Consider the following 25,321-nt stretch of genomic DNA (forward strand, 5'->3'; position numbering starts at 1 on the left):
GGAATGAAGAACGTGACTTCACCTCAAAAAGGAAATGAAAAGCTTTTAGAAAAGCTTACAAACATGCGTCGTGAACTTCATGAACATCCTGAGCTTTCTATGATGGAAATTGAGACAACAAAACGAATTCGTCGCTGGTTAGAAGAGGGCGATATTGATATTCTTCCTTTTGAGAACCTTGAAGTTGGGGTTATCGCAGAAATTAAAGGTGCAAAGCCAGGACCAACGATTGCGATTCGAGCAGACATTGATGCATTACCTATAAAAGAAGAAACAAACCTTCCCTTTTCATCTAAAGTAGATGGGGTAATGCATGCTTGCGGTCATGATTTTCATACAGCTTCAATTATCGGAACAGCTCTTCTCCTAAAAGAGAAGAGAGATCAACTGCAAGGGACTGTGCGTTTTATTTTTCAACCAGCAGAAGAAATAGCTGCTGGTGCCAAGAAAGTCATTGAAGCAGGAGCGCTTGAAGGGGTGGAAGCTATCTTTGGTATGCATAACAAACCAGATCTTCCAGTTGGAACAGTAGGTATACGCGAAGGCTCCTTAATGGCAAGTGTTGATCGCTTTGAAATTGACGTCATTGGTGTTGGCGGTCATGCTGGCATCCCGAATAGCAGTATTGATTCGATTGTGACAGCAAGTTCTATTGTGACAAGTTTGCAATCTGTTGTAAGCCGAAACGTAAGCTCATTGCAAAATGCGGTTGTAAGTATTTGCAATATTCATGGAGGAAGTTCATGGAACGTTCTCCCTGATAAAGTGAAGCTTGAAGGAACTGTAAGAACATTTCAAGATGATGCACGGGGGAAAATTCCAGAGTTTATGCAGCGAACAGTTGAAGGAGTTGCAGCAGGATATGGAGCAAAAGCTGAATTTCGTTGGTACCCATATTTACCTTCTGTTCAGAATGATGCTCGCTTTGCTGAAGTTGCAACAGAGGCAGCGATTGAATTAGGGTATGAAGCAGTGGAAGCAGAAAAAAGCCCAGGTGGAGAAGACTTCGCTGTATATCAAACGAAAATTCCAGGTTTCTTTGTATGGATGGGTACAAACGGTACCCAAGAATGGCACCATCCAGCCTTTACATTGGAAGAAGGTGCGCTTGAAGTTGCATCTTCCTATTTTGCCAATTTAGCGTTAAAAGTGCTAGAAACATGGAAATAACAAAAAAACTATCCGAGCTTGTATATTCTTCACACCCGCTTAAAGATAAAAGAGCGCTAGAAATGGCGAAGCTTGGGGTAATCGACTATCTTGCTTCAAGCTTTGCAGCTCGAGATGACGAAGGCGTTCAAAAGTTATTAAAACTCATTGAAGAAGAGGGCGGTTATCAGAACGTCCCCATTATTGGCCAGAACAAAAAAGCAAACTTTTTGCAAAGTGCTTTAATAAATGGTTTTCTCGGCCATGCGCTTGATTACGACGATGTTCATTCAGATGTAAGAGGGCACCCAAGCACTGTTATCTTACCAGCGCTTTTGTCTCTTTCCTCTTGTGAAAATATAAGTGGGGAACGTTTTTTGAGCGCTTATGTGATAGGTGTAGAAGTTATGGCAAGATTAGGACAAGCTATTGGCAGTGATCACTATATTAAAGGGTGGCATAATACTGCCACGCTTGGCACAATTGCTGCAAGTATAGCATGTGGATATTTAAAAAATGTTTCCATAGAAACACTTCAAAAAATTATCGGCTTTGCAGCAACGCAGACTGGGGGAATGAGGGCTCAGTTTGGAACAGAAACAAAGCCCCTTCATGCAGGGTTTGCAGCACGTAACGCTTTGCAAGCTTTAAAACTTGCAGAAATCAATTTTGGAGGAACAAAAAGCGCATTAGATGGCGATAGAGGTTTCTTCGCTCTCTATGGAGAAGATCCTGCTCCATCAGCTCTTCTCTTCTCAAGTTGGGGCGAAGAGTGGAAAATTTATTCACCAGGTCTTTGGTTTAAGATTTATCCGTTTTGTTCTGCTGCTCATCATGCGGCAGATGCTGCTGTTAAGCTTTCATATAAAAATGAATTTCGTGTAGAAGATGTGACAAACGTTAAAATCTCTTTTCCGAAAGGAGGAGATGCTGCACTTATAGAACAAAATCCGCAAACTGGTGAACAAGGTCGCTTTAGCGTTGAGTACGTTGTAGCGCTTGCTTTACATAAAAAAGCACTTGGACTAGAAAATTTTAAAAATAAACGCATTGATTCTAGCATCAAAGCTTTTTTACCTCGTATTGAGAGAGTGTACAGAGAGGACATAGTACCTTTGCCAACTGCAGTTCCAAAAGGTCGCTTTACGATTGTTGAAGTTGAAGCAAACGGTGCTACTTTCACAGAACGTGTTGATCTTCCTAAAGGAGCCCCTGGAAATGGATTATCTTTTGAAGAACTACAGGAGAAGATGTCCAGTGCTTTGCAAGATGAAGAAAAAACGGTAAAAATAGTAGATGAAATTCAACAGCTTGAGAGAAGCCACACAATAGGGGAGCTTCTTGACGTATTATAAAAAGAAAAAAAGAACACATAGTATGAAGAGATCAAAAAATTTAAAAGGTATTTTAGGTGAAAGAAGGGAGTTTATTAAATGAAAAAGCTATTAACGCTTGTTACTGTAGTTCTCTTATCTGTTGCACTTGCTGCATGCGGAAATTCTTCAGAGGAGAAAAGCAAAGGTTCAGATGAAAAAGTAATTAAAGTTGGAGCAACAGGTCAAAGTTTTCCAAACGCATATCAAGAAGATGGTAAGCTTGTTGGTTATGATGTAGAGGTAATGAACACAATTGCTAAAAATCTTGGATACAAAGTAGAATGGACAACAACAGATTTTAGTGGTCTAATGGGACAGCTGAACTCAGGTCGAATTGATACTGTTGCAAATGCGGTAGCAGTAACAGCTGAACGTGAAAAAATGTATAAATTTACTGATCCATACTCTTATATCGGAACACAAATTGTTACAAGCAAAGATAATAAGAACGTAAATCAAATTGAAGATTTAAAAGGAAAAACAGTTGCTGGTGTTTTAGGTTCTAACCATGTTGAAAAGCTTCAAGAGTATAATACGAAAAATAAAATGAACCTTAACATCAAAACGTATGAAACACGTGAAGGAGCAATGAACGATGTTGAATTAGGCCGTATTGACGGATATGTAAATTCAGGTTCTGTTCTTTCAGCTGAAATTAATAAACATGATTTCAAAGCAAAGCTTGTTGGAAAGCCAATTGATGAGGATGCAACTGCATTTCCTTTCCAAAAAGATAACGATGAGTTAAGAGAAAAAGTAAACAAAGAGCTCCAAAAACTTAAAGAAGATGGCACTTTAGAAAAACTTTCTCAAAAATACTTTGGTACAAACACTGTTGAAAGTCAAACAAAATAAAAAGAGAACTCTTACACAACATGTGTAGGAGTTCTTTTTATTTACGTATAATTGAGTTTTTTTAACGCTGGTTCACAAATATTTTGTAGTTCTTTTTTCTTTTCTTCTGATAGAGTTGGCCATGTATCAGGCTTGGCTTGGAATGTTGGTGCTGCTTTTTCGACCCAAATATCGTCTGTTTTCTCATCCCAGCCGTTATTTATAAATGTAATAAGTTGTTTTAAGTTGTCTTTGGGGTTTTTTACAAGTTTTTCGTAGCACAGGCGATGCACTTGATGGGAAGGGAGATTAGAAATTGTTTCCTCTGTGTGAAGAACAGCAGAAGCGAGCTCAGCACCGAACGTTTGAAAAGGAATCTCAAATGCATTTAATTTTTCAACACTAAACTGATCTGGATGAAGCCATGAAAGGTCCCCGAAATCCTCAGGTCGGGTGTTATGATCTGACGGCTTTAAGCCTGTTTCTTCATAAGCTTGTTTAAATGCCATGCCAAGCTTAAATCCTTGAAAACGATTAAATGCCATAATATTTTCTCTGACGTCTCGATACAGAAAAACAAACTTTGCATCTGGAAACATTTTAAGAAGTCGATCTACAAAGAGAATCGATAAACCAGAGCGTTCAACCCAAACCTCTTTTTGAAATTTGTTTAAAAGCCAAGAAAATAACCGGTTATATTGATTTGAAAGATGATCTTTAGGAAAATGCTTAACAACGGTTTCCATTTCCTCAAAAAGAGAATCAGGATCATTTGTAATGTGTGGCAATGGCATTGACATAATCCCAGGTATGCCTGTTTTTTCGTTGAATTTTGACGTTTCGGTTATGTTGTACAGAAATTCTTTGAATGAAACGCCTTTCTTCATATAGAAAGGAATAAGGCTCGGTGCTTTTTCGGATAAAAAGGCCCAAAATTCTTTTCCATCCCATACCTTATCTGAAAGTCCAATCCACTTATCTTCTTGACTTCCATGAAAATGAAGCGACATAAAAAATTCTGATAAGCTTAACAGGTGTGGATGCATGTTAATACAATTAGAAAGAGCTGTTGACCCACTTCTTCCAGCTGAAATAATGAACGTTTTCTCACTCATGCTCTCCATCTCCTTTGTTCTTTAGAGTTTATTTGAAGGAATTTTCATATTTTCTTTTATATGTATATTTTAACAACTTTACTTAATTCACTTCAATTTTAAACTGTATTAAAAAAGAATAAAATAAGTGGTTGCGGTCTCTTTTTCTAACTCATACTATAAAAGACCAAAAAAGCATAGAAAAACAAAATCTCAAAATATAAGGCTTCACGTATTATGTTTCTGTAAAGCATATGTTAATATAGTAAAGATGTATCTTTGCGTACGGACGAATGAAGTAAGGCAATGCTACAAAAGAAATGTGAATTTAATTCATGAGTTAGGAGTTATGAGAATGATTACTTTAAAATCAGCAAGAGAAATCAACTTAATGCATGAAGCGGGAAAGCTGTTAGCTTCTTGTCATAAAGAAATTGCAAAAATGATCAAACCGGGCGTAACAACGTTAGAAATTGAACGTTTTGTTGAAGGGTTCTTAAAAAAGCATGGTGCAACAGCTGAACAAAAAGGCTACAAAGGTTATAAATATGCAACATGCGCATCTATTAATGATGAGATTTGTCACGGTTTTCCGCGCAAACAACCATTAAAAGATGGTGATATTGTTACAATTGATATGGTTGTAAATTTAAACGGAAGTCTAGCGGATTCTGCTTGGACATATGAAGTTGGAAATACAGATGAAAAAACAAAACATCTTTTAGAAGTTGCGAAAGAGTCTTTATATAAAGGAATTGAAGTAGCACAAGCAGGGAATCGTTTAGGTGACATTGGTCATGCTATTCAGTCTTATGCAGAGGGAGAAGGCTTTTCTGTTGTAAGAGATTTCACAGGTCATGGCATTGGGCCAACAATTCACGAACCACCTCACGTTGCTCACTACGGTCCAAAAGGAAAAGGTCCGCGCTTAAAAGAAGGCATGGTTATTACAATCGAGCCAATGATTAATGAAGGAACATGGCAGGCGAAAATGGACGATAATGGTTGGACAGCGCGAACTGTAGATGGCAAGTTATCTGCTCAATATGAACATACCATTGCTATTACAAAAGAAGGTCCTATCTTATTAACAAATCAAGATTAACAAAAAAGATCCTAATTTTTAGGGTCTTTTTTTGTTAAAATGAGGAAGTGAAGGGGGAGTGTTTGTGACGTTACTTTTCTCGCAAAAAGTTAAAACAGAAGGAGAGCTTTTAGCTCTTATAGGTGAACCAAATGAAATGGCTCGTAAGAAAGTGATTAATTGTATTGATCAACACTGTCGTGATTTTATTGCGCAGTCACCGTTTCTTATCTTATCTTCTTCAAATGGGAGTGTTTGTGACGCTTCTCCACGAGGTGATGCACCTGGGTTTGTTTCTGTTTTAGATAACAATCATTTATTAATTCCTGAACGAAGAGGAAATAAACGAATGGATTCGCTTCGCAACATTTTAAAAAATCCTTACGTTGGCCTCCTGTTCCTTATCCCAGGAATGGGAGAAACGCTACGTGTAAACGGAAAAGCAACTTTAGTAAAAGATGAAGAATTACTGAAACAACTAGAGGTGGAAGGTAAAGTTCCGCTTATCGGTATTTTAGTTGAAGTTGAAGAATGTTTTATTCATTGTGCGAAAGCCTTTAAGAGATCTTCTCTTTGGAAACCTGAACATTGGCCTAAAAAATATCCATCAGCAGCTAAAATATTAGCACATCATGTTAAGCTTCCTAATACAACAGAAGAAAGCATTCAAAAAAGTCTTCAAGAAGGCTATGAAAAGCGACTGTATTAGCAAAAAAGCTTTGAGCTATTGAGCTCAAAGCTTTTTTATGTTCATTCTTTTTCGATGTAGGAGTTTTTAGAGGATTCACCCATTCGCCAGTAAACAAGAAAACTAATAGCGATACATCCTGCAACATAAAAGAAGAAAAGGGATTCAACTCCAACATTTTTTAATCCAAGTGCAATGAACTCTGCTGTTCCACCAAAGACGGCAACTGTGACTCCGTACGGAAAGCCAACTCCTAATGCACGGATTTCTGTTGGGAAAAGTTCCGCTTTTACAATGGCATTAATGGACGTGTAGCCTGTGACCATTATCAGTCCTCCCATCATAAGTAGAAAAGCTATGATAGGACTGTTTGTCTTTTGGAGAAGAAAGAAAAGTGGTACTGTTAAAATTGTTCCTGCGATTCCAAAAAACATAAGCAGAGGGCGACGTCCAATTTTGTCAGAGAGTGCTCCCGCGAGCGGCTGTAAAATCATGAAAACGAGAAGAGCAACAAAGTTAATAATACTAACAACATCTTTTTCTAATCCTGTTGTGTTGATCATGAATTTTTGTAAGTATGTTGTATACGTATAAAAAGCAACTGTCCCACCAAGCGTTAGTCCAACAACCGTTAAGACTGCTTTAGGATGTTTCATTAGTTGTTTTAACGTTCCTGCTTCTTTAGGATGTTTTGATTTCTCTTTTGTTTTAGTGAACTGTTCAGATTCATCCATTGTCCGGCGGAGCCAAAGAACACTTAGTGCACCAATAGCACCAATAACGAACGGAATTCGCCATCCGAAAGCAAGCATATCGCTTTCAGAAAGCGTATTTTGAAGAATGATTTGCACGCCAAGTGCGGTCATTTGCCCCCCAACAAGAGTTACATATTGAAAACTTGAATAGAAGCCACGGCGTCCGCTGCTTGCCATCTCAGAGAGATATGTAGCAGATGTTCCGTATTCTCCTCCAAGTGAAAGTCCTTGAAGAAGACGAGCCAATACTAAAATAATAGGAGAAAATATTCCAATACTTTCATAGCTCGGTGTACACGCGATAATCAAAGATCCACTTGCCATAATTGTGATGGAAAGCGTTAATGCAGCTCGTCTCCCATACTTGTCTGCATAGCGTCCAAAAATTAAACTTCCAAGCGGACGCATAAGGAACCCAACAGCAAAGATGGCTGCTGTGTTTAAGAGTTGACTTGTCGAGCTACCTTGAGGGAAAAATTGAGAAGAAAAATAAATAGCAAAAGCTGAGTAAACATACCAGTCATACCATTCAATTAAGTTCCCGACAGAGCCTTTAAAAATATTGCTTGTAATACGTTTTGTTGACATATTTTCGGATGGATTCATTGCTACGCTCCTTTCTAAAATGATAATAACGACTTTTTAGAATTTTCGTTATTATTACACAACATTTTACCATTTAAGGGACTGTATCGGTACCTTTTTTTAAAAGTTGAGGAATTAAAAGGAGCCTAGAGTCTTTCTATAAGAGAATAGTTAAAAAGCAAGGAAGATATTAAAAACGCTTCAATATCAGGGGATGCTAGCAGCAATAGCGAAAGATTTGATTACAAGATGCGGGCTTTGAGTTTGAACAAGTAATCGAGATTTTTAAGTTGAAGATGATAAAGTTTCTGTATTAGGGATTACGTTAAGTGAAAGCGAGGAAATAATGTGAAGATTAAGAGGAAATAAGAAACTAATTCGCAAGTTTATTATTTAGCAGAAGAAAATCAAAATGGCAGAACAGCGCTGTTCTGCCATTTGCTTATTGTTAATATAGTCTAAATAGGTTATCATAGGTAAGGATACACCAAAAATATACAAAGATAAACTTATCCAATTTAATTATATAATAAGTTCATCTAAATGTCAAACTTTTTAAGGGCGTGAGAACAAAATGGAGAAAAGTGAAGAACGTAAATTTGAAGAAAAGAGAATAGAGAAAGTAAAAAAGGAAATTGAACGTCAGCTTAATACGATTACTTCTTATTCAGGAGATTTAAAAACAGATGTAGTCCATTTGCGCAAAACGTTTTGGGATGATGTAACAGTAAACATTGAGAATGATGAAGATGCTGTTGAAACGTTAGCAAGTATAAAGCAACAGGCTGAAATGCTTTCAGAGCGGGAGCGCACTCACGGTCAGTTACATAAAAGATTTAAAACTCTGTCAAGATTAAAAGATGCTCCGTATTTTGGTCGAATTGATTTTCGCGAAGACGGGGAGAAAGACAAAGATATTGTGTATCTTGGCATTTCTTCTTTAATGGATGAAAAGCAAGAAAATTTTCTTATTTATGATTGGAGAGCTCCTATTTCGAGTCTTTATTATGATTATTCACCAGGCTATGCTAAGTATGAAACAGTCGAGGGAAGTATTGAAGGCTCTATGTTGTTGAAACGACAATTCATTACAAAAAACGGTAGAATTACAAGTATGTTTGATACAGGAGTAACAATAGGGGACGAATTGTTGAAAGAAGTACTTGGAAACAATGCTTCAACACATATGAAGACGATTGTGGCTACAATTCAAAAAGAGCAGAATGCGCTCATTCGAAATGAAAAAAGTCGCTATTTAATTGTTCAAGGTGCAGCGGGAAGCGGGAAAACATCAGCTGCTCTTCAACGTGTAGCTTATTTATTATATCGTCATCTTCATCATTTAACAGCTGAAAATCTTATGCTATTTTCCCCAAATCCGCTTTTTAGCAGCTATGTCGGAACGGTACTTCCAGAACTTGGAGAAGATAATGTTAAACAGACCACATATCGTGAATATGTTGAAAAAGAGATTGGCGGTCGTTTTAAAATAGAAAATCCATTCAAACAGCTTGAATATGTTTTATCATATGAGGAAACTGATTTTTATGAAGCAAAGTTAGCAGGCATTCAATATAAAGCAACGCTTTCTTTTCAAAAGCTTATTGATGCTTACATTGACCATCTTAAAGAACAAGATATGATTTTTAAACATATTCGTTTTCGCGGTAGAATGCTCATTCATGCTGTTAAAATAAAAGCTTACTTTTATTCTCTTGATTCTTCAATATCTATTCCAAATCGAATTAACCTTGTTGTCGAGTGGCTTTTAACAGAGCTTTCAAAGAAAGAAAGAGAAGAAAGGGAAGAAGAATGGGCACTAGAGGAAAGTGAACTTTTAGAAACAGAAGATTACGTGAATGTCTATGATCAGCTTCAAAGAGAAGCGGAGTTCTCAGAAAATACGTTTAATGATTTTGAACGAGAGCAAAAGAGACTTTCTCGAAAGATTGTTAAAAAGTATTTCAAACCGCTAAGAGCGGCAGTGAAAAAATTGAAATTTATTGATGATGTTGCTCTTTATAAGCAACTTTTCAAAGTGAATGGGCTTCCTGTTCCAGGTGAATGGGAGAAAATAAAAGCTTATACTTTAAAAAACTTGCGTAAAAAGCATCTTCCGTATGAAGATACAGCTCCATATATATATTTCCTCGGAAAGCTTCAAGGACAAAGACGCAACCTTCTTGTTCAACATTTATTCATTGATGAAGCACAAGACTACTCGCCGTTTCAGCTTATGCTGTTTCAAAAGCTTTTTCCGCGATGCCAAATGACAATTTTAGGAGATAAGAATCAGGCGATTTATGCTCATTCGATAAATGGAGAAACATTGCTGTCACCGACTCTTTATAACGAGGAAGAAAGAGAAGAAATGACGCTTTTAAAAAGCTATAGATCAACAAGAGAAATTGTGGAATTTACAAAGCCGTTAATTCAAGAAGGGGAGAAAATAGAGCCTTTTAACAGAAGAGGACCAAAGCCTGTCATTAGTAAAGTTGACGATTCTTCTCATCATAGGAAGATTGCTGATTATGTAAAGGGGTTTATTGATAAGGGGCATAAGACAATCGCGATTATTTGTAAAACAGCTCGGGAAAGTCGTGAAGCTTATGAGGAATTAGAGAGTCTTTTTCACGTTCAGCTTATGGATGAGGAAACCTATTCTTTTCAAAAAGGAACGATTATCTTACCTGTTTATTTAGCAAAAGGAATCGAATTTGATGCTGTGATTGTTTACGATGCATCTTCTCATAAGTATGAGAAAGAGTTTGAAAGAAATCTGTTTTATACGGCTTGTACAAGGGCAATGCACGAACTTTGTATTTTCTCAAGAGGTCCTGTTAGCTCATTTATTCAACAAGCAAATCAAGAAACATATAGAGAAGAATAGAAGAAAACTAAAAAGCTCAAATACAGTAGTTTGAGCTTTTTAGTTTGTTATTAAAATGTACTAAACACACTTCCACATGTTTCAGCTGTTGGTTGATAAAAGCAATGACTCTTAAAGCGAGCAACAAGCGGCTGATCATACCATGTTGCAGGACAATTTCCTTCAGGGCGGAAATACCAAAGGCTGTACCGAGCAGGCCATAGAAATTCTCCACCGATAACGCGACGAGCTAATCTTCTTTCTTTTTCACGTGCTCTTTGATAAAAATAGCCATGTGTTACAGCTTCAAAAGCATGTGGCTGATAAATCATTTGAGGAATTGTCCGAAGCCCTTTAAAATCAGAGCAGTTTGCACGAATTCGATTAATCCCGACATTTCCGACGAGAAGCATTCCTTGTTGTCCTTCACCTTCCGCTTCTGCTCTAAGCAAGCGGGCGAGAAGATCAATATGTGCATTTGTTGCTTTTACAACACCCATTTATTCACCTCCGTGATCTTGGTTATTCTATTTTATGTTTTTGCACGATTGTCTCATGAACCTTTAGAGAAACAGGCACAATTCTACATTTTTAAAAAAAGTTTGCGATATTTTTTGCTTTTTTTTGGTTAACGTGTTATAGTTTATCTAAACCATTTTACTTTTAATAATATAGAGATTTAAATAAGCTGTAACTGAAGAGGGGATAGCAAGGTTAAATCTCCAGATTCTGTTGCAGCTTTTTTAATTGACTATGATTATAAGTAGATGGTTATAATAGGATATTGTACATATAGGTACAGTTATTTAGGAGGATTTTTTCATGCAAAACGGTAAAGTAAAATGGTTTAACGCAGACAAAGGTTTTGGATTCATCGAAGTTGAAGGTGGAGACGATGTATTCGTACATTTCTCAGCTATCCAAGGCGAAGGTTTCAAAACTTTAGAAGAAGGTCAAGAAGTTACTTTCGACGTTGAAGAAGGCAACCGCGGACCTCAAGCTACTAACGTAGTTAAAGCATAATTTTATAAAATTATGGTTAAAAGCGAAGGAAATACGTTTCCTTCGCTTTTATTTATTATAGAGACATTTTTATTTTGATTCTCCGATATGAAAAACAGTATAACCTTACCCGATAATACTTCTAATTTACATTTTCAGAATAAAAGAACTCATTTTCAAAGCTTCACCTTATTGATATAGACCTGTTTTCTTCTAAGAGTCATTATTACATGGAAGAGAAGCCTTGCAAAGTAGCTCTAGCGCATTGCGAGGTTTCAAGTTAAATGTAATAGGGGAAATGCTGTAACAGAGGTGATAAGACATGTTAGAATTGCAAGATATAAAAAAATTGAGAGAAACTGTTCAAGAGAATTTTGCTTCGCTATCTACAACATATCATGAAGATTATGCTGGCGTTCCTATGATTAAAGCGGAAGTTGAAGAAGGAAAAATTCGCGGTGGTTTTGATGTATTAACAAAAAATCGGGAGCTATACGCAACGAGAACAGGATGGGATCTTTTTGAATATGAAGGGAAAACGCATTCCTATGAGTATTCAGGAGAACAAATCACCAAATCATCTCATGCTCCCTTAACAGATGAAGAACTTTTGAATTTATATGTGCAGCGCATTTTCAACGAGAAAGAGCTCAAGCAGTTTGAAAAAAGCTATCATAAATATTGCGAAAAATAAGAAAAAACCGAGCCGGATTTTATGCTCGGTTTTTTAAGCTTCTGCTTTATGTTGAAAAGGCATTTTTATCGAAGGTTGTATAGCTTGTTCTTTGCTACTAGCTGCGATTTGACGTTTGAAATAGCCTATGATAAAAGAGGTCACAGCAATAGAAACAACGGAACATAGCCCTTTGAAAATTCCAATGCTATACATACTCAATAAAACAACAGTAAAATCAAGCGAAAAATTTACTTTTCCTGGATTTAGTTGAAATCGCTTTTGAAAATAAAGAGTTACAATATTAAATCCACCAAGAGAAGCGCTGTTTATAAAAAGAAAAGATAATCCGAGGCCAATTACTGCTCCACCAATTACAGCCCCGAGGATGCTTGGAATTTCAAAAGAAGGGAGAAAGGGATTAACAGCTGTTATCAAAGATAACAGTGTTACAGCACAAATCGTTGTAACTGTAAACTTCATGCCCATTTTAAAAAAGGAAAAAATGTAAAAGGGAATGTTAATAAGAAAAAATAAAATCGTAAAAGGGGCGTCGGAAAGATACGCCAAGCTCAACGACAAACCTGCAGTTCCTCCTGTTACAACATGTGAATGATTTAAAATAATAACGCCGGTTCCTGTAAGAAGGCAAGCGAGTAAAATGTTAAAAAGTTTTTTCATCATATCCTCCATTCAAAAGCTTTCTTTATTTCAAAAAGAATAGTTTGATACTTCACAATTTAATGATATGATGACAGAGAGAAGAATTGCATATCAAAAGGAAGGGAATAAAAGTATATACTTTCTCTTTTGAAATATATTTTGAATTTTTGTTTTTATTTTGAAGGAGTTGTTCATATGGATATAATTGATGTAAAACTCTTAGAACTTTTGCAGCGAAATAGTCGCATGACCGTTAGTGAACTTTCCAAAAGGTTAGCTCTTAGCAGACCGAGCGTTTCAGAGCGCCTTCATCGTTTACAACATAGCGGAATTATTGAAGAATTTAGTGCGCGCATTTCATTAAGTAAGGTTGGTTTAGATATTCAGCTTTTTATCCAAATAGGGGATTTAAAAAAGTCTCCAGCCGAGATTGAAAAGTTTATTGAAAAAGAGGAGGGAATTATCGAAGCTCATCGCGTAACAGGTACGTCAGGCTATATTATAAAAGCCGCTGTTCCGGATATGGCAAAAATGAGGATGTTAATTGATCGACTTATGCCGTTTGGCATGTTAACAACGTCCGTTATTCTAGCTTCTCCCGTACCTCACCGTCACTTGAAAATAGAAGTAGACTAAAAAAGCTAGCGCATTTTTAAAAAAACGCGCTAGCTTTTTTAGTTGATTGTGTAGTTTCTAGCTTATTTGCAGTTGCTGTAAAAATAAAGGAAGCGAGTAAAGAAACAATCATAGCAATAATAAATCCTGATGTATGATTGGATAGGAACGGAGCAATAACGGAAGGAACGTAAGCTGTACCACGTAAGTCATAAAGCCCAACAATCATCCCCCCAATCCCTGACGAAAGGAGTGCTCCGATAAAGACTAGTTTGCTTGCGAACATAAATGGATAAGCAGACTCGACAAACGTTCCAAATCCAATGTTGATAAGGAATGAGGGAGCTGCTGCTGCGGATTCCCCGCGTTTTTTAGGGAAGATAATATTCGCAAGATTAATACCAGCTGCAACCATAACGAGTCCGACCATATCGACAGATCCTAAAAAACTGTTTCCTGTTTTCTCCATTTCCAAAATAACAATAGGTAAAATAGCGGCATGATAGATACCAGCTAAAATAGCCGGCCAAATGAGCAATCCTGCTAGAGTTCCAGCTACGATTGGATTAAAATCAATCATACTTTCAATCGTGTTTCGGATAAGATTGCCGGCTTTGAGAGCAATAGGACCAAGAATAAAGTAGACAGCAAGACCAGGCAATAGTCCTCCTAATCCACCTGCGACAATATTAACAGTTGTGGTAGGAAAGCGCCATTTTGTACAAAGGGAGAACAGAGCTGGCACAAGATAACCTGCACAAATTCCTGCAAGTAACCCACCTAAGATGCCGCTATCTGTTGCCATCACTCCAGCCACAACACCAGCCACAATTGATATTTCATCTAAGTCAGCTATTTGGCGAGCTGCAATAACCGCAATTACAACAGGAAGAGCCGCAATTAATAAGTCAAATATATCTTCAACTTTCTCAAGGCCTGGAATTTTACTTAATGCTAAAATAATAGCTAAAGAGATAAAAGCAGGAAGTGAAGAGGTCATAATGCTTCTAAAATTCACCTTTTTGCTTCTAGAAGATAAATCATTCTTATTTTGTTTTTCGTTTAGCACTGGTCGATATTTTACACCCCAATGCTTAGAAAGGGACGTAACAAAGCCAATTGCTCTTGTCTTGTTTGAAGTACCTGTTGTACCTGACTGGGAAATAATACGAGCTCCGAGTGATCCGAAGGCTGCCATTGATGTTCCTCCTGTTCCAACAAGAGGAATCTTTTTTTCAGCTGTCGCTTTAGCAGCTAATTTGTTTGCCCCTTTTGGATCAGCACTCATAGCGATAACACCGTCAATATTTCCCGCATAAATATTTTTAGCAACTTTTTGATCTATTTCTTTAGCCTTTTCATTAACAGCTTCTAAACTATCTTCTAAAACGAGCGTCAGTTGTTCACTTTCTTGATTCCACTCGAGTAGTCGTGCTCTTGTATTCTTTTTTAGGGAATCCATAGAAGCATCTGTTGCGATAAATTGAGCCCCTTCAATTACAAAACCAGCTTCTTTTACTTGTGTATTTAATTCTTTCATCAATTGATCTGGACTGCTGCCACCTAGATGATATAAATTGCCCCCACTGCTTGCCAATACAAAAATCTTTTTCATATTTGTTATCCAACCTTTACTGTTTTATCACTCTAATAGTTTACTACGATAAAGTGTAAAATGAAAGATATTTCTGAAAAATTTAAATAGAAAAGAAAGTTAAAGCAGGGGAAACAAAAAGAAGAGAACAATCGTATAAAGATTAAAATGAAAATTAAAGGGTAAAGAGGGTGTTTTTTTATGATTAAGCTGTTTTTCGTTATTCTTATGAGTATTTTTATCATTTATATAGGAGTTAAGATTGGGAAACGAGAAAAGGTTGATTTCATTGCAGGCTATAACGTCATCTTCAAACCTCGAAACGAAAAAAACTTGCAAAGAGAGTAGGGGCTCTTGTGATGTTGTTTGGTATAGAAACCATTCTTTTTATTACTCTATCTTTATTTCTTTCGAATTTGGGTGGTTTTTATGGAACTTTAGTAATTCTTAATGTCTTATTGCTAGGCATTTTTATAATCATAGATCAAATGTCAAACTTCTAACCAATAGGGGATGTTCTGTCTTTTGCGTCCTATTATTAAAAGGATACTAGCCTTAGTATAAGAGCACATCAAGCAGTTCTTTTCCAATTTTCTTGTTTCAAATGTATAAAGACGGGTAAACAAAGACTAGACAACATTATAACAGGATAACATTTGAAAATAGAAAAGAGTAATTTGAAAAGGGAGAGATGTAGTTATGTATACAAACTTAAAACATTTTATTAATGGTGAATGGGTAGAATCAACAGGTAACGAAACAGAAGATGTTATCAATCCAGCAACAGAAGAATCGATCGGACAAATTAGCCTAGGAACAAAAGAGGATTTAGATAAAGCTGTTCAAGCGGCAAAAGCAGTTCTTCCAAAATTCTCAAGAACATCAAGAGAAGAACGAATTGAACTGCTTGAGAATATTGCAAAAGGATACGAGAAACGTAAAGACGAGCTTATACAAGTAATGACGGACGAGCTTGGCGCCCCGCTTAAAATTTCTAGGGAAGTTCATTATGAAATGGGTCTTGCACATTTCAAGAAAACGGCGGAAGCTTTAAAAGACTATAAATTTGAAGAAGATCGTGGGAATTACAAATTAATTAAAGAAACAATCGGTGTTAGCGGTCTTATTACACCATGGAACTTTCCAACAAACCAAACATCTACAAAAATTGCGAGCGCCATCGCAGCAGGAAGTCCAATGGTATTAAAACCTGCTGAGCTTACACCATTTGCGGCAATGATCCTTGCTGAGATTATTGATGAAGCTGGGGTACCAAAAGGAGCGTTTAACCTTGTAAATGGTACAGGCAGAACAATCGGAGACGGCATTAGCTCACACCCTGATATTGACTTTGTATCCTTTACAGGTTCTGCAGGTGTTGGTGAAAAAATTATGCAAAATGCAGCGAAAACAATTAAAAAAGTAGCATTAGAACTTGGCGGTAAATCTCCATTAATCGTCCTGGATGACGCTGATATTGAAGAAGCTGCAAAAATTGCCGTGTCTCATATTTCATTAAACTCTGGACAAGTTTGTACAGCAGCAACTCGTATTATCATCCCAGAATCTATGAAGAAAGATTTTGAGGAAGCAATGAAAAAAGCTATTCCATCATTCCCAGTCGGAGATCCATTAGACAAAAATGTTGTAACAGGTCCTCTTGTAGCTAAAAAGCAATGGGATCGTGTTCAATCCTATATTGAAAAAGGAATTGATGAGGGAGCAACGCTTCTTACAGGTGGTACAGGAAAACCTAATGGATTAGAAAAAGGTTATTATGTGAAACCGACAATCTTTACAGATGTATCAAACGACATGGTTATTGCCCAAGAAGAGATTTTTGGACCTGTAACAGCAGTAATCACGTATAAAGACCTTGATGAAGCATTAGAAATTGCGAATGATACTATATATGGTCTAGCAGGCTATGTAGTTGGTAAAGATCAAGAAACTCTTGATTATGTGTCTAAAAACATTCGCGCAGGTCAAATTGTTGTAAATGATGCTGAACAAGATCGCAGCGCACCATTTGGGGGCTTTAAACAATCTGGTATTGGCCGAGAATGGGGAGTATTTGGAGTTGAAGAATACCTTGAGCCAAAATCTGTATTTGGTGTTAAAGTACCTGCAAAAGCATAAGAATAGAAAAAGGAAGGAGATTTTCTCCTTCCTTTTTTTTGCAATGAAATTAGAGTTTACAAGAATTTTATTTAAAAATTCACTTTATAGATAGAGCGAGGTCTTCCTTTTTGGTAAGGTTGTTCTTCTCCTACAATTTGAGCTAAATGATGATCCAGAAGTTTTTTAAGCATCCGTTCAGCACTTCGTTTGCTTAAATGTAAATAATCAGAAAGGTCATTTGCTGAGAAATGATTAAAGTTATGGAAATTTAGAAACTCTACAATTTTGCTTACGTTTGATACGCTTATCCCTGTTTTTTTAGAGATTGAAAGAATATCTTCATCCATGCTTCTTAAGGCATATTGCTGAGGTTGACTGTCTAAAGGACCAATGACTACCTTTTTATCTGTCACAACATAAGCTTTTCCTTGTACTGAATTTTTTGAATGATAAAGAGCAATATTGGCATTTTCCTGTGCTTCCTTTGTTGTTAAGCCAAATCCAAACCCAAAGCTGACTGAAACCTCTAGGCTTTTTTCCATTTCAGCTACGATAGGAAGCTCACTATAACCATTTGTTATGCTCTCTATAGCGCCCCTTGTTGCATAAAGAATAAATTGATTTTCCTCTAATTGTAAAAGGGATGCATTAATCTTTTTTACGAATTCTTTTAATATTTGGTAGGCTTTCATCGATGGGAGATGATGAAGCTCACTTTCAGCGTTATGAAGAGAATAAGAAGAATCTTCAATTGTAACAAGACCTACAACAATTTGTGCTTTCTTACTATTTCTAATTTTCCCTTGATCAATAGCGCGATCTAGAGCATCAGAAATGTTTTTTTGGGGTTTAATAATATGCATACTTTTTACGCCAAGTTCGTTTAATTTCACATATACAGCTTCAACACTTGTAAGAACAAAGTCAACTTTTCCTTGTTTCCAAAGGTTGTAATGAAAGGCTACAAGTGAGTCGAGGTTATAGTTTCCTTCATATTCTTTAACAAATAATGAGTCTTTACTTATATCTAGCTCATCAAACACGTTATATACATAATCTTGGTCTGATATATCAATAGAAATTCTCTTTGTTTCTTCTTGTAAAATATAACGAATATGATACAAGGATAAAATAATGCTATATTCATCTGATGGAATATATACAGAGGGAAGACTACTTTTTTGAATTTCTTGCTGAGATAAAAAGTAAGGAATGGGACCTGCGAAAAACAACACATGAATATCGTTCTTTACTTCTTTGACGAGAGTAGGGGCTTCCTCAGGAGTTTTATATATGCATGGTACGAGTTCGATATCATCTTTTTTAGTCTTTAACACATGTCTTACAAGTTGTTCAGAACCAATAACAGCAATACGTATCATTATTTTCCCCTTCTCAACGTTAGTATGTAATAATGTCATCATAAAACAAATTATAAAATTTTGGAAGAAAAATAAAAGCGTTTACGAATAACATACTAAAAAATAATATTGTAAATATTCTGAAAATTATTTATAATACTTTTATCGGATCATTTAACGACAATATAACGTCAAATTAATGGTTTTATATTCCTAAAATCAAAGGTTGTTAGTTCCGATCTAGTAAAGGTTGATTGAAAACTTTACATTTAACGAAAAAAAGGGGAGATGTGCAATGACCTTAAAAAACGTTTCAGCAATAATTAAAGAAAGAAAAGAAGAATATTTAAATCAATTGTTTACTTTACTTCGCCAAAAAAGTATAAGTGCTCAAGATATAGGAATAAGGGATTGTGCAGTTTTACTTAAAGGAATGATGAATCAAATAGGTATTGATACACGTCTTATTGAAACAGACGGTCATCCTGTTGTATATGGAGAGCTAATGAACAGTAAAAATAATTTTACTCTCTTAATTTATGGACATTATGATGTCCAGCCTCCAGATCCGCTTGATGAATGGGTTTCTCCTCCATTTGAGCCGACAGTTAGAGATGGGAAAATTTATTGTCGCGGTGCAGGAGATAATAAAGGACAACTAATGGCTCATGTGCTAGCTGTTAAAACATATTTAGATGCCGTAGGGGAATTGCCGATTAATATTAAATTTGTTTTTGAGGGAGAGGAAGAGAATGGGAGCGTCAATCTTCTTTCATTTGTAGAAGAGAATAAAAAGCTTTTAAAAGCAGATCTCGTATATAGTTCTGATGGCTCTTCTCACGAAAGTGATGCGCCGCTTATGTTGCTTGGTGTGAGAGGAATGCTTTATCTCGAACTTACAGCTAAGGGAGGAGAGTGGGATAATCATTCAGGTAACAAAGGGAATATTGTACCGAATCCAGTCTGGAAACTTTTCGATTTGCTATCAACGATGAGAGATTCTTCTGGACGAATATTAATTGAAGGATTTTACGATAATATTTTACCTCTATCCCCAAAAGAGACAGAGCTACTAAAATCTATTCCCTATGATCAAGAGGAAATAGGGAAAAAAATCGGTTATCCTGACTTGAAAATGGATGGAGAGACGTACTATCGTAAATTAACAATGGAACCAACGTTTAATATATGTGGTATTCACAGTGGGCATACAGGAGAGGGAGCTAAAACAATCATTCCTTCTAAAGCGACATTAAAGATGGATATTCGTCTTGTTGTTGATCAAAGTCCTGATGATATCTATAAGAAATTTTGTACTCATGTAAAAAAATATGCTCCAGATATTAATGTTAAGAGAGTTGGCTCTTTTAAACCTTCTCGAACGTCAGCAGAATTGAAATGTGTTGAAGTTGTAACAGAAGCATTGCGAGAGGCTTATAATGAAGAGCCTATTATACAGCCAAGTCTTGGAGGTAGCTTGCCAGACCATGTATGGACAGAGGTTTTGCAATTGCCATCTATCCTTGTTCCATATGCAAATTTCGATCAAGGAAATCATTCGCCAAATGAGAATATTGAAATTGATTATTTTCTTAACGGAATAAAATGTACATGCTACGTCATTCAGAAGCTAGGAGATTATGAAAAAGACCTTAAGAAGGAAGGCGCAATTTCAACAGATAAAGGGGGAATGCTCTAATGCATAACTCACCTGCCAAATCGTCCGGCAAATACTCGGTTTTAGCTTTTTTATTTCTTGGTTGGTGTATTTCTTATATTGATCGAGCTGCAATTAACATCGGGATTGCCGCCATTGGCAGTGAGTTTAATTTAAGTACAACGGTGCTTGGAGTAGTATTAAGCAGTTTTTTTATTGGTTATGCCATTATGCAGCTACCAGGCGGGTGGCTTGCTGATAAATTCGGTTCAAAAAAGATTATTATCAGTGCTATTTTAATTTGGTCTATTTTTACAATATTCACTGGACTGTCTTGGTCATTAGCTTCACTAGTTGTTATACGCTTCTTATTTGGAATTGGTGAAGGAGCATATCCATCTGCTAGCTTAAAGGGGATCGCAGAAACGTTCCCTAAAAAAGAGAGACCTAGAATGGCTTCTATTTTGATGTCCTCTAACTATGTTGGAAGTGCTTTTGCTCCCCTTATTATTGCTCCGATGATTTTATTGTTAGGATGGAGAGAAACATTTTTTATTATTGGAGCAGCAGGGGTTGTTTTCGTGATATTTTATTGGCTTTTCATAAAGTCTCCTGTACAGAAAGAAGAAAAACAAAGTGAAAAAACAGTAGAGAAAACGTCTTTAAAACAACTATTAAAAATGCCGCTTATGTGGCAACTTGTTATTGCTTGGTTTGGATTAAGTATGGTCAATAAGGGCCTAGATTCTTGGATGCCAACGTATTTGATGAATGTACGTAATTTGGATCTAAAAGCAATTGGGATTTTAACTCCGCTCCCTTTTGTTGCAGCAGGAATTGCTATGACAATGGGTGGATGGATTATGGACAAATATTTTAGCGGCAAGGAAAAATATTTGTTAATTTCTAGCGCATCTTTAACAGCTATCTTCCTATACCTCATGTATAATGCTTCTTCTGTTGCAATGGTTATCACCTTTCAAGCTCTTGTTTATTTCTTCAAATCTTTCGTTTTTGCAACAGTTACAGCTCTCCCTCAGAAAATGTTTTCAAAAGGTATTATTGGTTCAGCAAGCGGAATGATCAATCTTGGTGGTCAATCTGCTGGATTTGTCTCACCGCTTATGATTGGAATTTTAATTAGCGCATTTAATGGCTCATATGACGCAGCTTTTTGGTTTCTTATTGCGTCAGCAGGACTCTCCATTATCTCAGGTTTAACGATTCAAAGAGTGCGAAAGGCAACCGAGATAGACGATGCTCCAACGCCTACTGTTTCATAATAGTCAAACTTTCTCTGCGATAAGAGAAACGTTTATTTTTAGTAACAGATAGAGGATATGAACATTAGGAGGACGAAAATGGAAATTGAAAAAGTAGTCTTGCGAAAAATGAAAATGAGATTGAAAAAGCCGTTTAAGGTTAGCTTTGCAGTTATAAAAGAAAGAGACTTTATTGTGGCAGAAGTTTATTCTGGAAACTATGTAGGATATGGTGACTGTTCAGCTCTCCCTTTTCCTTTTTATAATGAAGAAACAAATCAAACGGCTTGGCACATTCTTAAAGACTATCTGATTCCTATTCTTTTTGAAAAGCGAACGATTGATCATCCGGAGGAAATTAATAAACTATTCTCTCATATCCGGCGAAATCAGATGGCAAAATCAGCCTTAGATTGTGCTGTATGGGATTTGTATGCTAAAGAAAACAATATGCCATTATGGAAAGCTCTAGGTGGGGAGCGTTTGCAAGTTGAAACAGGAGTGAGTATTGGAATACAACAAACTCCAAATGACCTCTTACGCGTTATAGAAGGTCACTTAGAAGAAGGGTATCGCCGTGTAAAAGTTAAAATTAAGCCAGGCCAAGATTTTTCCTATTTAGAAGAGGTTCGTAAACAGTTTGGAAATATTATGTTAATGGCAGACGCGAATTCTGCCTATTCTTTAAAGGATATAGAACTACTAAAACAGCTAGATGATTTAAACTTATTAATGATTGAACAACCTTTAGCACATGATGATATTGTGGACCATGCAAAACTACAAAAGGAAATGAAAACAAGAATTTGCTTAGATGAAAGTATTCATTCTGTAGAAGATGCGAAAAAAGCTATTGAGTTAGGAAGCACAAAGACTATTAATATTAAAGTAGCACGTGTAGGAGGATTAACAGAGACAAAAAAAATTCACGACTTGTGTGCTGATCATAACATTCCTGTATGGTGTGGAGGAATGCTAGATACAGGTATTAGTCGCGCTCATAATATTGCTGTTGCAACTCTACCAAATTTTAAGTTTCCAGGTGACATTCCTGCATCAAACCGTTACTGGGAAAAAGACTTTGTTTCTCCTGAAGTTGTTATTAATCAAAATAGTATGATTGAAGTGCCAAAAGGGCAGGGAATAGGTTTTCAACCCATTTCATCTTTGTATGAGGAATTCACTTATGAAAAGAAAGAGTTTGTAAGATAATTGTTTTATATGTAGAAAGGAGTGAGCAAGATGCCATCAACAAATATAGCCGAGACTTGGAGAAAAAATCTCCTTGTACAGCAAATTATGAATTATAAAGAAGTGTTATGGCTAAATGGCGACTATTTTATGGATGATGAAGCAACAATCAATCTATCTTTAAGTGAAAAGGATATTCTAGAAGCCGAACAGCGGCTAGAACGTTTTGCTCCATACATTGCAAAAGTGTTTCCAGAGACAGAAGAGAAGGGCGGAATAATTGAATCTCCTTTAACGAATATAGTTTCTATGAAATCAGAACTAGAAAGCCGATATAACGTGTCTATACATGGTGGGATGTTTTTAAAGGAAGATAATAAACTTCCCATATCAGGTTCAGTAAAAGCGAGAGGCGGCATTTATGAGGTTTTAAAGCTAGCAGAAGATTTGGCAATAAAAAATAATATGATTCAGCATGATGATGACTATACGAGGTTTTCTCACTCTCAATTTAAATCTTTCTTTTCCAATTATTCTATTGTCTGTGGATCAACAGGGAATTTAGGATTAAGTATAGGAATTATGGGAGCTATATTAGGATTTAATGTGGTTATCCATATGTCTAAAGACGCCAAACAGTGGAAAAAAGATTTATTAAGAAGTAAAGGTGCGAAGGTAGTAGAACATAGTGATGATTATAGCAAAGCAGTAGAAGTAGGGAGAAAACAGGCTCTTCAAGATGAGAAAAGCTATTTTGTTGATGATGAAAATTCAAGAAACTTATTTTTAGGATATGCTGTTGCTGCATTACGATTAAAAGAGCAGTTAAAGGAAAAAGGTATAACAGTTAGTAAAGAAAATCCGCTTTTTGTTTATTTACCTTGTGGAGTAGGCGGCGCTCCTGGAGGTATTACATTTGGTTTGAAGACCGTATTTGGACAGAGCGTTCATTGTCTCTTTGTTGAGCCTACTCATTCTCCATGTATGTTACTTGGACTTATGACGAAGCAACATAGTGATATATGTGTACAAGACTTTGGATTAGATAACCAAACAGAGGCAGATGGTCTTGCAGTTGGGAGGCCTTCTCGGTTTATTGGAGAGTTTTTAGAACATCTAATTTGTGGTGTATATACAATATCAGATAATGAATTGTTTTCTTTGTTGCATCTCTTAAAAGATAAAGAAGCGATTAAAGTAGAACCATCTGCAGCAGCTGGAATAGCTGGTCCGATCGTTTTACATAGGAATAAGGGAAACCATCTTGTTGCCGGTCAGTTAGAAAAAGCAACCCATATTGCGTGGAGTACAGGAGGTAACATGGTACCAGAAGATATTTGGTACTCTTACTATGAAAAAGGAAAAGTCATAACCCATAAGTAGTTTTATCCGAGAAGGCTATCAAAAATAGCCTTCTTATTTTTTTATTATGTAAGTTTTGGACAACTTCAAACAATCTCCTTGAATTCTTGCAGTAGAATGTTTATAATAGCACACCTGTGCACAATTTATAACAGTGCTTGCAAATTTATAAAATGGAGAAGATTATACATATGGAAAATTTCACGTATCATAACCCAACAAAATTGATTTTCGGAAAAGATCAGCTTAACGTTTTACCAGAGGAACTAAAAAACTACGGAAAAAATGTTTTGCTTGTTTATGGAGGCGGCAGTATTAAACGAAATGGCTTATATGACAAAGTGATTAGCCTTCTAAATGACGCGGAAGCTAGCATATTTGAACTTGCTGGAGTAGAACCAAACCCACGTTTATCGACAGTAAGAAAAGGAATTGAAATTTGTCAAAATGAGAAAATTGATTTCCTGCTTGCTGTTGGGGGAGGAAGCGTAATTGACTGCACCAAAGCGATTGCAGCAGGAGCTGTATATGATGGTGACGTATGGGATATTATCAATAAGAAAGTAACAGCTACAAAAGCATTGCCATTTGGCACTGTGCTAACTTTAGCAGCAACAGGTTCTGAAATGAATCCCGACTCTGTTATCACAAACTGGGAAACAAATGAGAAATATGTATGGGGTAGCGAAGTAACGCATCCAAAGTTTTCTATTTTAGACCCTGTGAACACGTTCTCTGTTCCTCGTGATCAAACAGTGTATGGCATGGTAGATATGATGAGTCATGTTTTTGAACAATATTTCCACAATGTCAAAAATACAAAGCTACAAGACCGTATGTGCTATTCTGTACTGCAAACGGTTATTGAAACAGCTCCAAAATTGCTTGAAGATCTTGAAAGCTATGAGCATCGCGAAACGATTTTATACTCAGGCACAATTGCTTTAAACGGTACGCTTCAAATGGGGTACTTCGGAGATTGGGCTTCTCATACAATTGAGCATGCGGTATCTGCTGTATATGATATTCCACATGCAGGTGGACTTGCTATTCTATTCCCGAACTGGATGAGACATACGATTGATCAAGACGTAGACCGTATGAAACGTCTTATGACAAATGTGTTTGAAATGGAAACAGAAGGAAAAACAGATAAAGAAATTGTACTAGAAGGAATTGATAAGCTAAGTGCATTTTGGTCAAGTCTAGGAGCGCCATCTCGATTAGCAGACTACAATATTGGCGATGATCGACTAGAAGAAATTGCAGAAATTGCAGCTCGTGAAATGGAATATGGTGGATTTGGAAACTTTAAAAAGCTGACAAAGGAAGACGTACTTTCTATTCTTCATGCATCGCTATAATAAAAACCTCCAGCCCAGCTGG

22 protein-coding genes are annotated in these 25,321 nt (G+C 36.4%); 16 read left to right on the forward strand and 6 right to left on the reverse strand.

The features are described 5' to 3' along the window. The first annotated feature begins 3 nt into the window (after positions 1-3). The 3 genes from ACK3CR_RS15555 to ACK3CR_RS15565 all read left to right on the forward strand — a co-directional run bounded on the left by ACK3CR_RS15555 (position 4) and on the right by ACK3CR_RS15565 (position 3,380). Complete coding sequence (locus tag ACK3CR_RS15555) at positions 4-1,170, forward strand: M20 peptidase aminoacylase family protein (RefSeq protein WP_488975709.1); 1,167 nt, start codon at positions 4-6, stop codon at positions 1,168-1,170. Then, the gene (locus tag ACK3CR_RS15560; RefSeq protein ID WP_488975710.1) at positions 1,161-2,504 is read left to right on the forward strand and encodes an MmgE/PrpD family protein; all 1,344 of its coding nucleotides are present in this window, start codon (positions 1,161-1,163) and stop codon (positions 2,502-2,504) included. The genes ACK3CR_RS15555 and ACK3CR_RS15560 overlap by 10 nt, the downstream gene beginning before the upstream one ends. A 78-nt stretch (positions 2,505-2,582) precedes the next feature. Then, the gene (locus ACK3CR_RS15565; protein ID WP_243511512.1) at positions 2,583-3,380 is read left to right on the forward strand and encodes a transporter substrate-binding domain-containing protein; all 798 of its coding nucleotides are present in this window, start codon (positions 2,583-2,585) and stop codon (positions 3,378-3,380) included. A gap of 41 nt (positions 3,381-3,421) precedes the next feature. Here ACK3CR_RS15565 and ACK3CR_RS15570 read toward each other — a convergent pair whose 3' ends face one another. Then, positions 3,422-4,474, reverse strand: a complete 1,053-nt coding sequence (locus ACK3CR_RS15570) for a sulfotransferase (RefSeq protein WP_488975711.1) — start codon at positions 4,472-4,474, stop codon at positions 3,422-3,424. 334 nt (positions 4,475-4,808) lie between these two features. Here ACK3CR_RS15570 and map point away from each other — a divergent pair, with 334 nt between their 5' ends. Both map and ACK3CR_RS15580 read left to right on the forward strand, forming a co-directional pair. Further along, positions 4,809-5,558 (forward strand): type I methionyl aminopeptidase, encoded by a 750-nt coding sequence (gene map, locus ACK3CR_RS15575; RefSeq protein ID WP_019395355.1) that lies wholly within the window; start codon positions 4,809-4,811, stop codon positions 5,556-5,558. Positions 5,559-5,622: 64 nt separating this feature from the next. Beyond that, on the forward strand, positions 5,623-6,246 hold the full coding sequence (locus ACK3CR_RS15580) for a pyridoxamine 5'-phosphate oxidase family protein (protein WP_488975712.1): 624 nt from the start codon (positions 5,623-5,625) through the stop codon (positions 6,244-6,246). Between the two features lie 41 nt (positions 6,247-6,287). Here ACK3CR_RS15580 and ACK3CR_RS15585 read toward each other — a convergent pair whose 3' ends face one another. Next, complete coding sequence (locus ACK3CR_RS15585; protein WP_113765948.1) at positions 6,288-7,586, reverse strand: MFS transporter; 1,299 nt, start codon at positions 7,584-7,586, stop codon at positions 6,288-6,290. Between the two features lie 553 nt (positions 7,587-8,139). Here ACK3CR_RS15585 and helD point away from each other — a divergent pair. Further along, positions 8,140-10,455, forward strand: a complete 2,316-nt coding sequence (gene helD, locus ACK3CR_RS15590; RefSeq protein WP_243511486.1) for an RNA polymerase recycling motor HelD — start codon at positions 8,140-8,142, stop codon at positions 10,453-10,455. A gap of 50 nt (positions 10,456-10,505) precedes the next feature. On the opposite strand, the gene ACK3CR_RS15595 is transcribed toward helD, so the two are convergent. Continuing rightward, positions 10,506-10,934 (reverse strand): cell wall hydrolase, encoded by a 429-nt coding sequence (locus ACK3CR_RS15595; protein ID WP_488975713.1) that lies wholly within the window; start codon positions 10,932-10,934, stop codon positions 10,506-10,508. A 322-nt stretch (positions 10,935-11,256) separates the two neighbouring features. Between ACK3CR_RS15595 and cspD the strand changes: the two genes are divergently transcribed. Both cspD and ACK3CR_RS15605 read left to right on the forward strand, forming a co-directional pair. Continuing rightward, a complete protein-coding gene (gene cspD, locus ACK3CR_RS15600; protein ID WP_019395360.1) occupies positions 11,257-11,457 on the forward strand; it encodes a cold-shock protein CspD in 201 nt (66 codons plus the stop codon). Between the two features lie 301 nt (positions 11,458-11,758). Then, the gene (locus tag ACK3CR_RS15605; protein ID WP_488975714.1) at positions 11,759-12,130 is read left to right on the forward strand and encodes a hypothetical protein; all 372 of its coding nucleotides are present in this window, start codon (positions 11,759-11,761) and stop codon (positions 12,128-12,130) included. Positions 12,131-12,163: 33 nt separating this feature from the next. Here ACK3CR_RS15605 and ACK3CR_RS15610 read toward each other — a convergent pair whose 3' ends face one another. Next, a complete protein-coding gene (locus tag ACK3CR_RS15610; RefSeq protein WP_328124838.1) occupies positions 12,164-12,793 on the reverse strand; it encodes a YitT family protein in 630 nt (209 codons plus the stop codon). Between the two features lie 174 nt (positions 12,794-12,967). Here ACK3CR_RS15610 and ACK3CR_RS15615 point away from each other — a divergent pair, with 174 nt between their 5' ends. Beyond that, on the forward strand, positions 12,968-13,408 hold the full coding sequence (locus ACK3CR_RS15615; RefSeq protein WP_243511461.1) for an Lrp/AsnC family transcriptional regulator: 441 nt from the start codon (positions 12,968-12,970) through the stop codon (positions 13,406-13,408). A 16-nt stretch (positions 13,409-13,424) separates the two neighbouring features. Here ACK3CR_RS15615 and ACK3CR_RS15620 read toward each other — a convergent pair whose 3' ends face one another. Next, a complete protein-coding gene (locus ACK3CR_RS15620) occupies positions 13,425-15,002 on the reverse strand; it encodes a PTS sugar transporter (protein WP_488975715.1) in 1,578 nt (525 codons plus the stop codon). 180 nt (positions 15,003-15,182) lie between these two features. Here ACK3CR_RS15620 and ACK3CR_RS15625 point away from each other — a divergent pair, with 180 nt between their 5' ends. Both ACK3CR_RS15625 and ACK3CR_RS15630 read left to right on the forward strand, forming a co-directional pair. Then, positions 15,183-15,329 carry a hypothetical protein gene (locus ACK3CR_RS15625; protein ID WP_243511456.1) on the forward strand — a complete coding sequence of 49 codons (147 nt, stop codon included), beginning with the start codon at positions 15,183-15,185 and terminating at the stop codon, positions 15,327-15,329. A 351-nt stretch (positions 15,330-15,680) separates the two neighbouring features. Continuing rightward, the gene (locus ACK3CR_RS15630; protein WP_488975716.1) at positions 15,681-17,120 is read left to right on the forward strand and encodes an aldehyde dehydrogenase family protein; all 1,440 of its coding nucleotides are present in this window, start codon (positions 15,681-15,683) and stop codon (positions 17,118-17,120) included. Positions 17,121-17,191: 71 nt separating this feature from the next. Here ACK3CR_RS15630 and ACK3CR_RS15635 read toward each other — a convergent pair whose 3' ends face one another. Continuing rightward, positions 17,192-18,484: a transcriptional regulator gene (locus tag ACK3CR_RS15635; RefSeq protein WP_243511448.1), complete on the reverse strand. Its 1,293-nt coding sequence runs from the start codon at positions 18,482-18,484 to the stop codon at positions 17,192-17,194. A 274-nt stretch (positions 18,485-18,758) separates the two neighbouring features. Here ACK3CR_RS15635 and ACK3CR_RS15640 point away from each other — a divergent pair, with 274 nt between their 5' ends. From ACK3CR_RS15640 to ACK3CR_RS15660, 5 genes are all read left to right on the forward strand, one after another. Further along, positions 18,759-20,162: a M20/M25/M40 family metallo-hydrolase gene (locus ACK3CR_RS15640; RefSeq protein ID WP_328124833.1), complete on the forward strand. Its 1,404-nt coding sequence runs from the start codon at positions 18,759-18,761 to the stop codon at positions 20,160-20,162. Further along, on the forward strand, positions 20,162-21,403 hold the full coding sequence (locus ACK3CR_RS15645; protein ID WP_488975717.1) for an MFS transporter: 1,242 nt from the start codon (positions 20,162-20,164) through the stop codon (positions 21,401-21,403). The genes ACK3CR_RS15640 and ACK3CR_RS15645 overlap by 1 nt, the downstream gene beginning before the upstream one ends. Positions 21,404-21,481: 78 nt before the next feature. Next, positions 21,482-22,594: an o-succinylbenzoate synthase gene (gene menC, locus ACK3CR_RS15650; RefSeq protein WP_328124829.1), complete on the forward strand. Its 1,113-nt coding sequence runs from the start codon at positions 21,482-21,484 to the stop codon at positions 22,592-22,594. 30 nt (positions 22,595-22,624) lie between these two features. After that, entirely contained in the window at positions 22,625-23,956 is a 1,332-nt protein-coding gene (dsdA, locus tag ACK3CR_RS15655; RefSeq protein WP_488975718.1) for a D-serine ammonia-lyase, read from the forward strand. A 170-nt stretch (positions 23,957-24,126) separates the two neighbouring features. Then, positions 24,127-25,299, forward strand: coding sequence for an iron-containing alcohol dehydrogenase (locus ACK3CR_RS15660; RefSeq protein ID WP_488975719.1), 1,173 nt, complete (start codon positions 24,127-24,129; stop codon positions 25,297-25,299). Positions 25,300-25,321: the final 22 nt, after the last annotated feature.

The organism is Priestia sp. TRM10 (assembly GCF_057808375.1).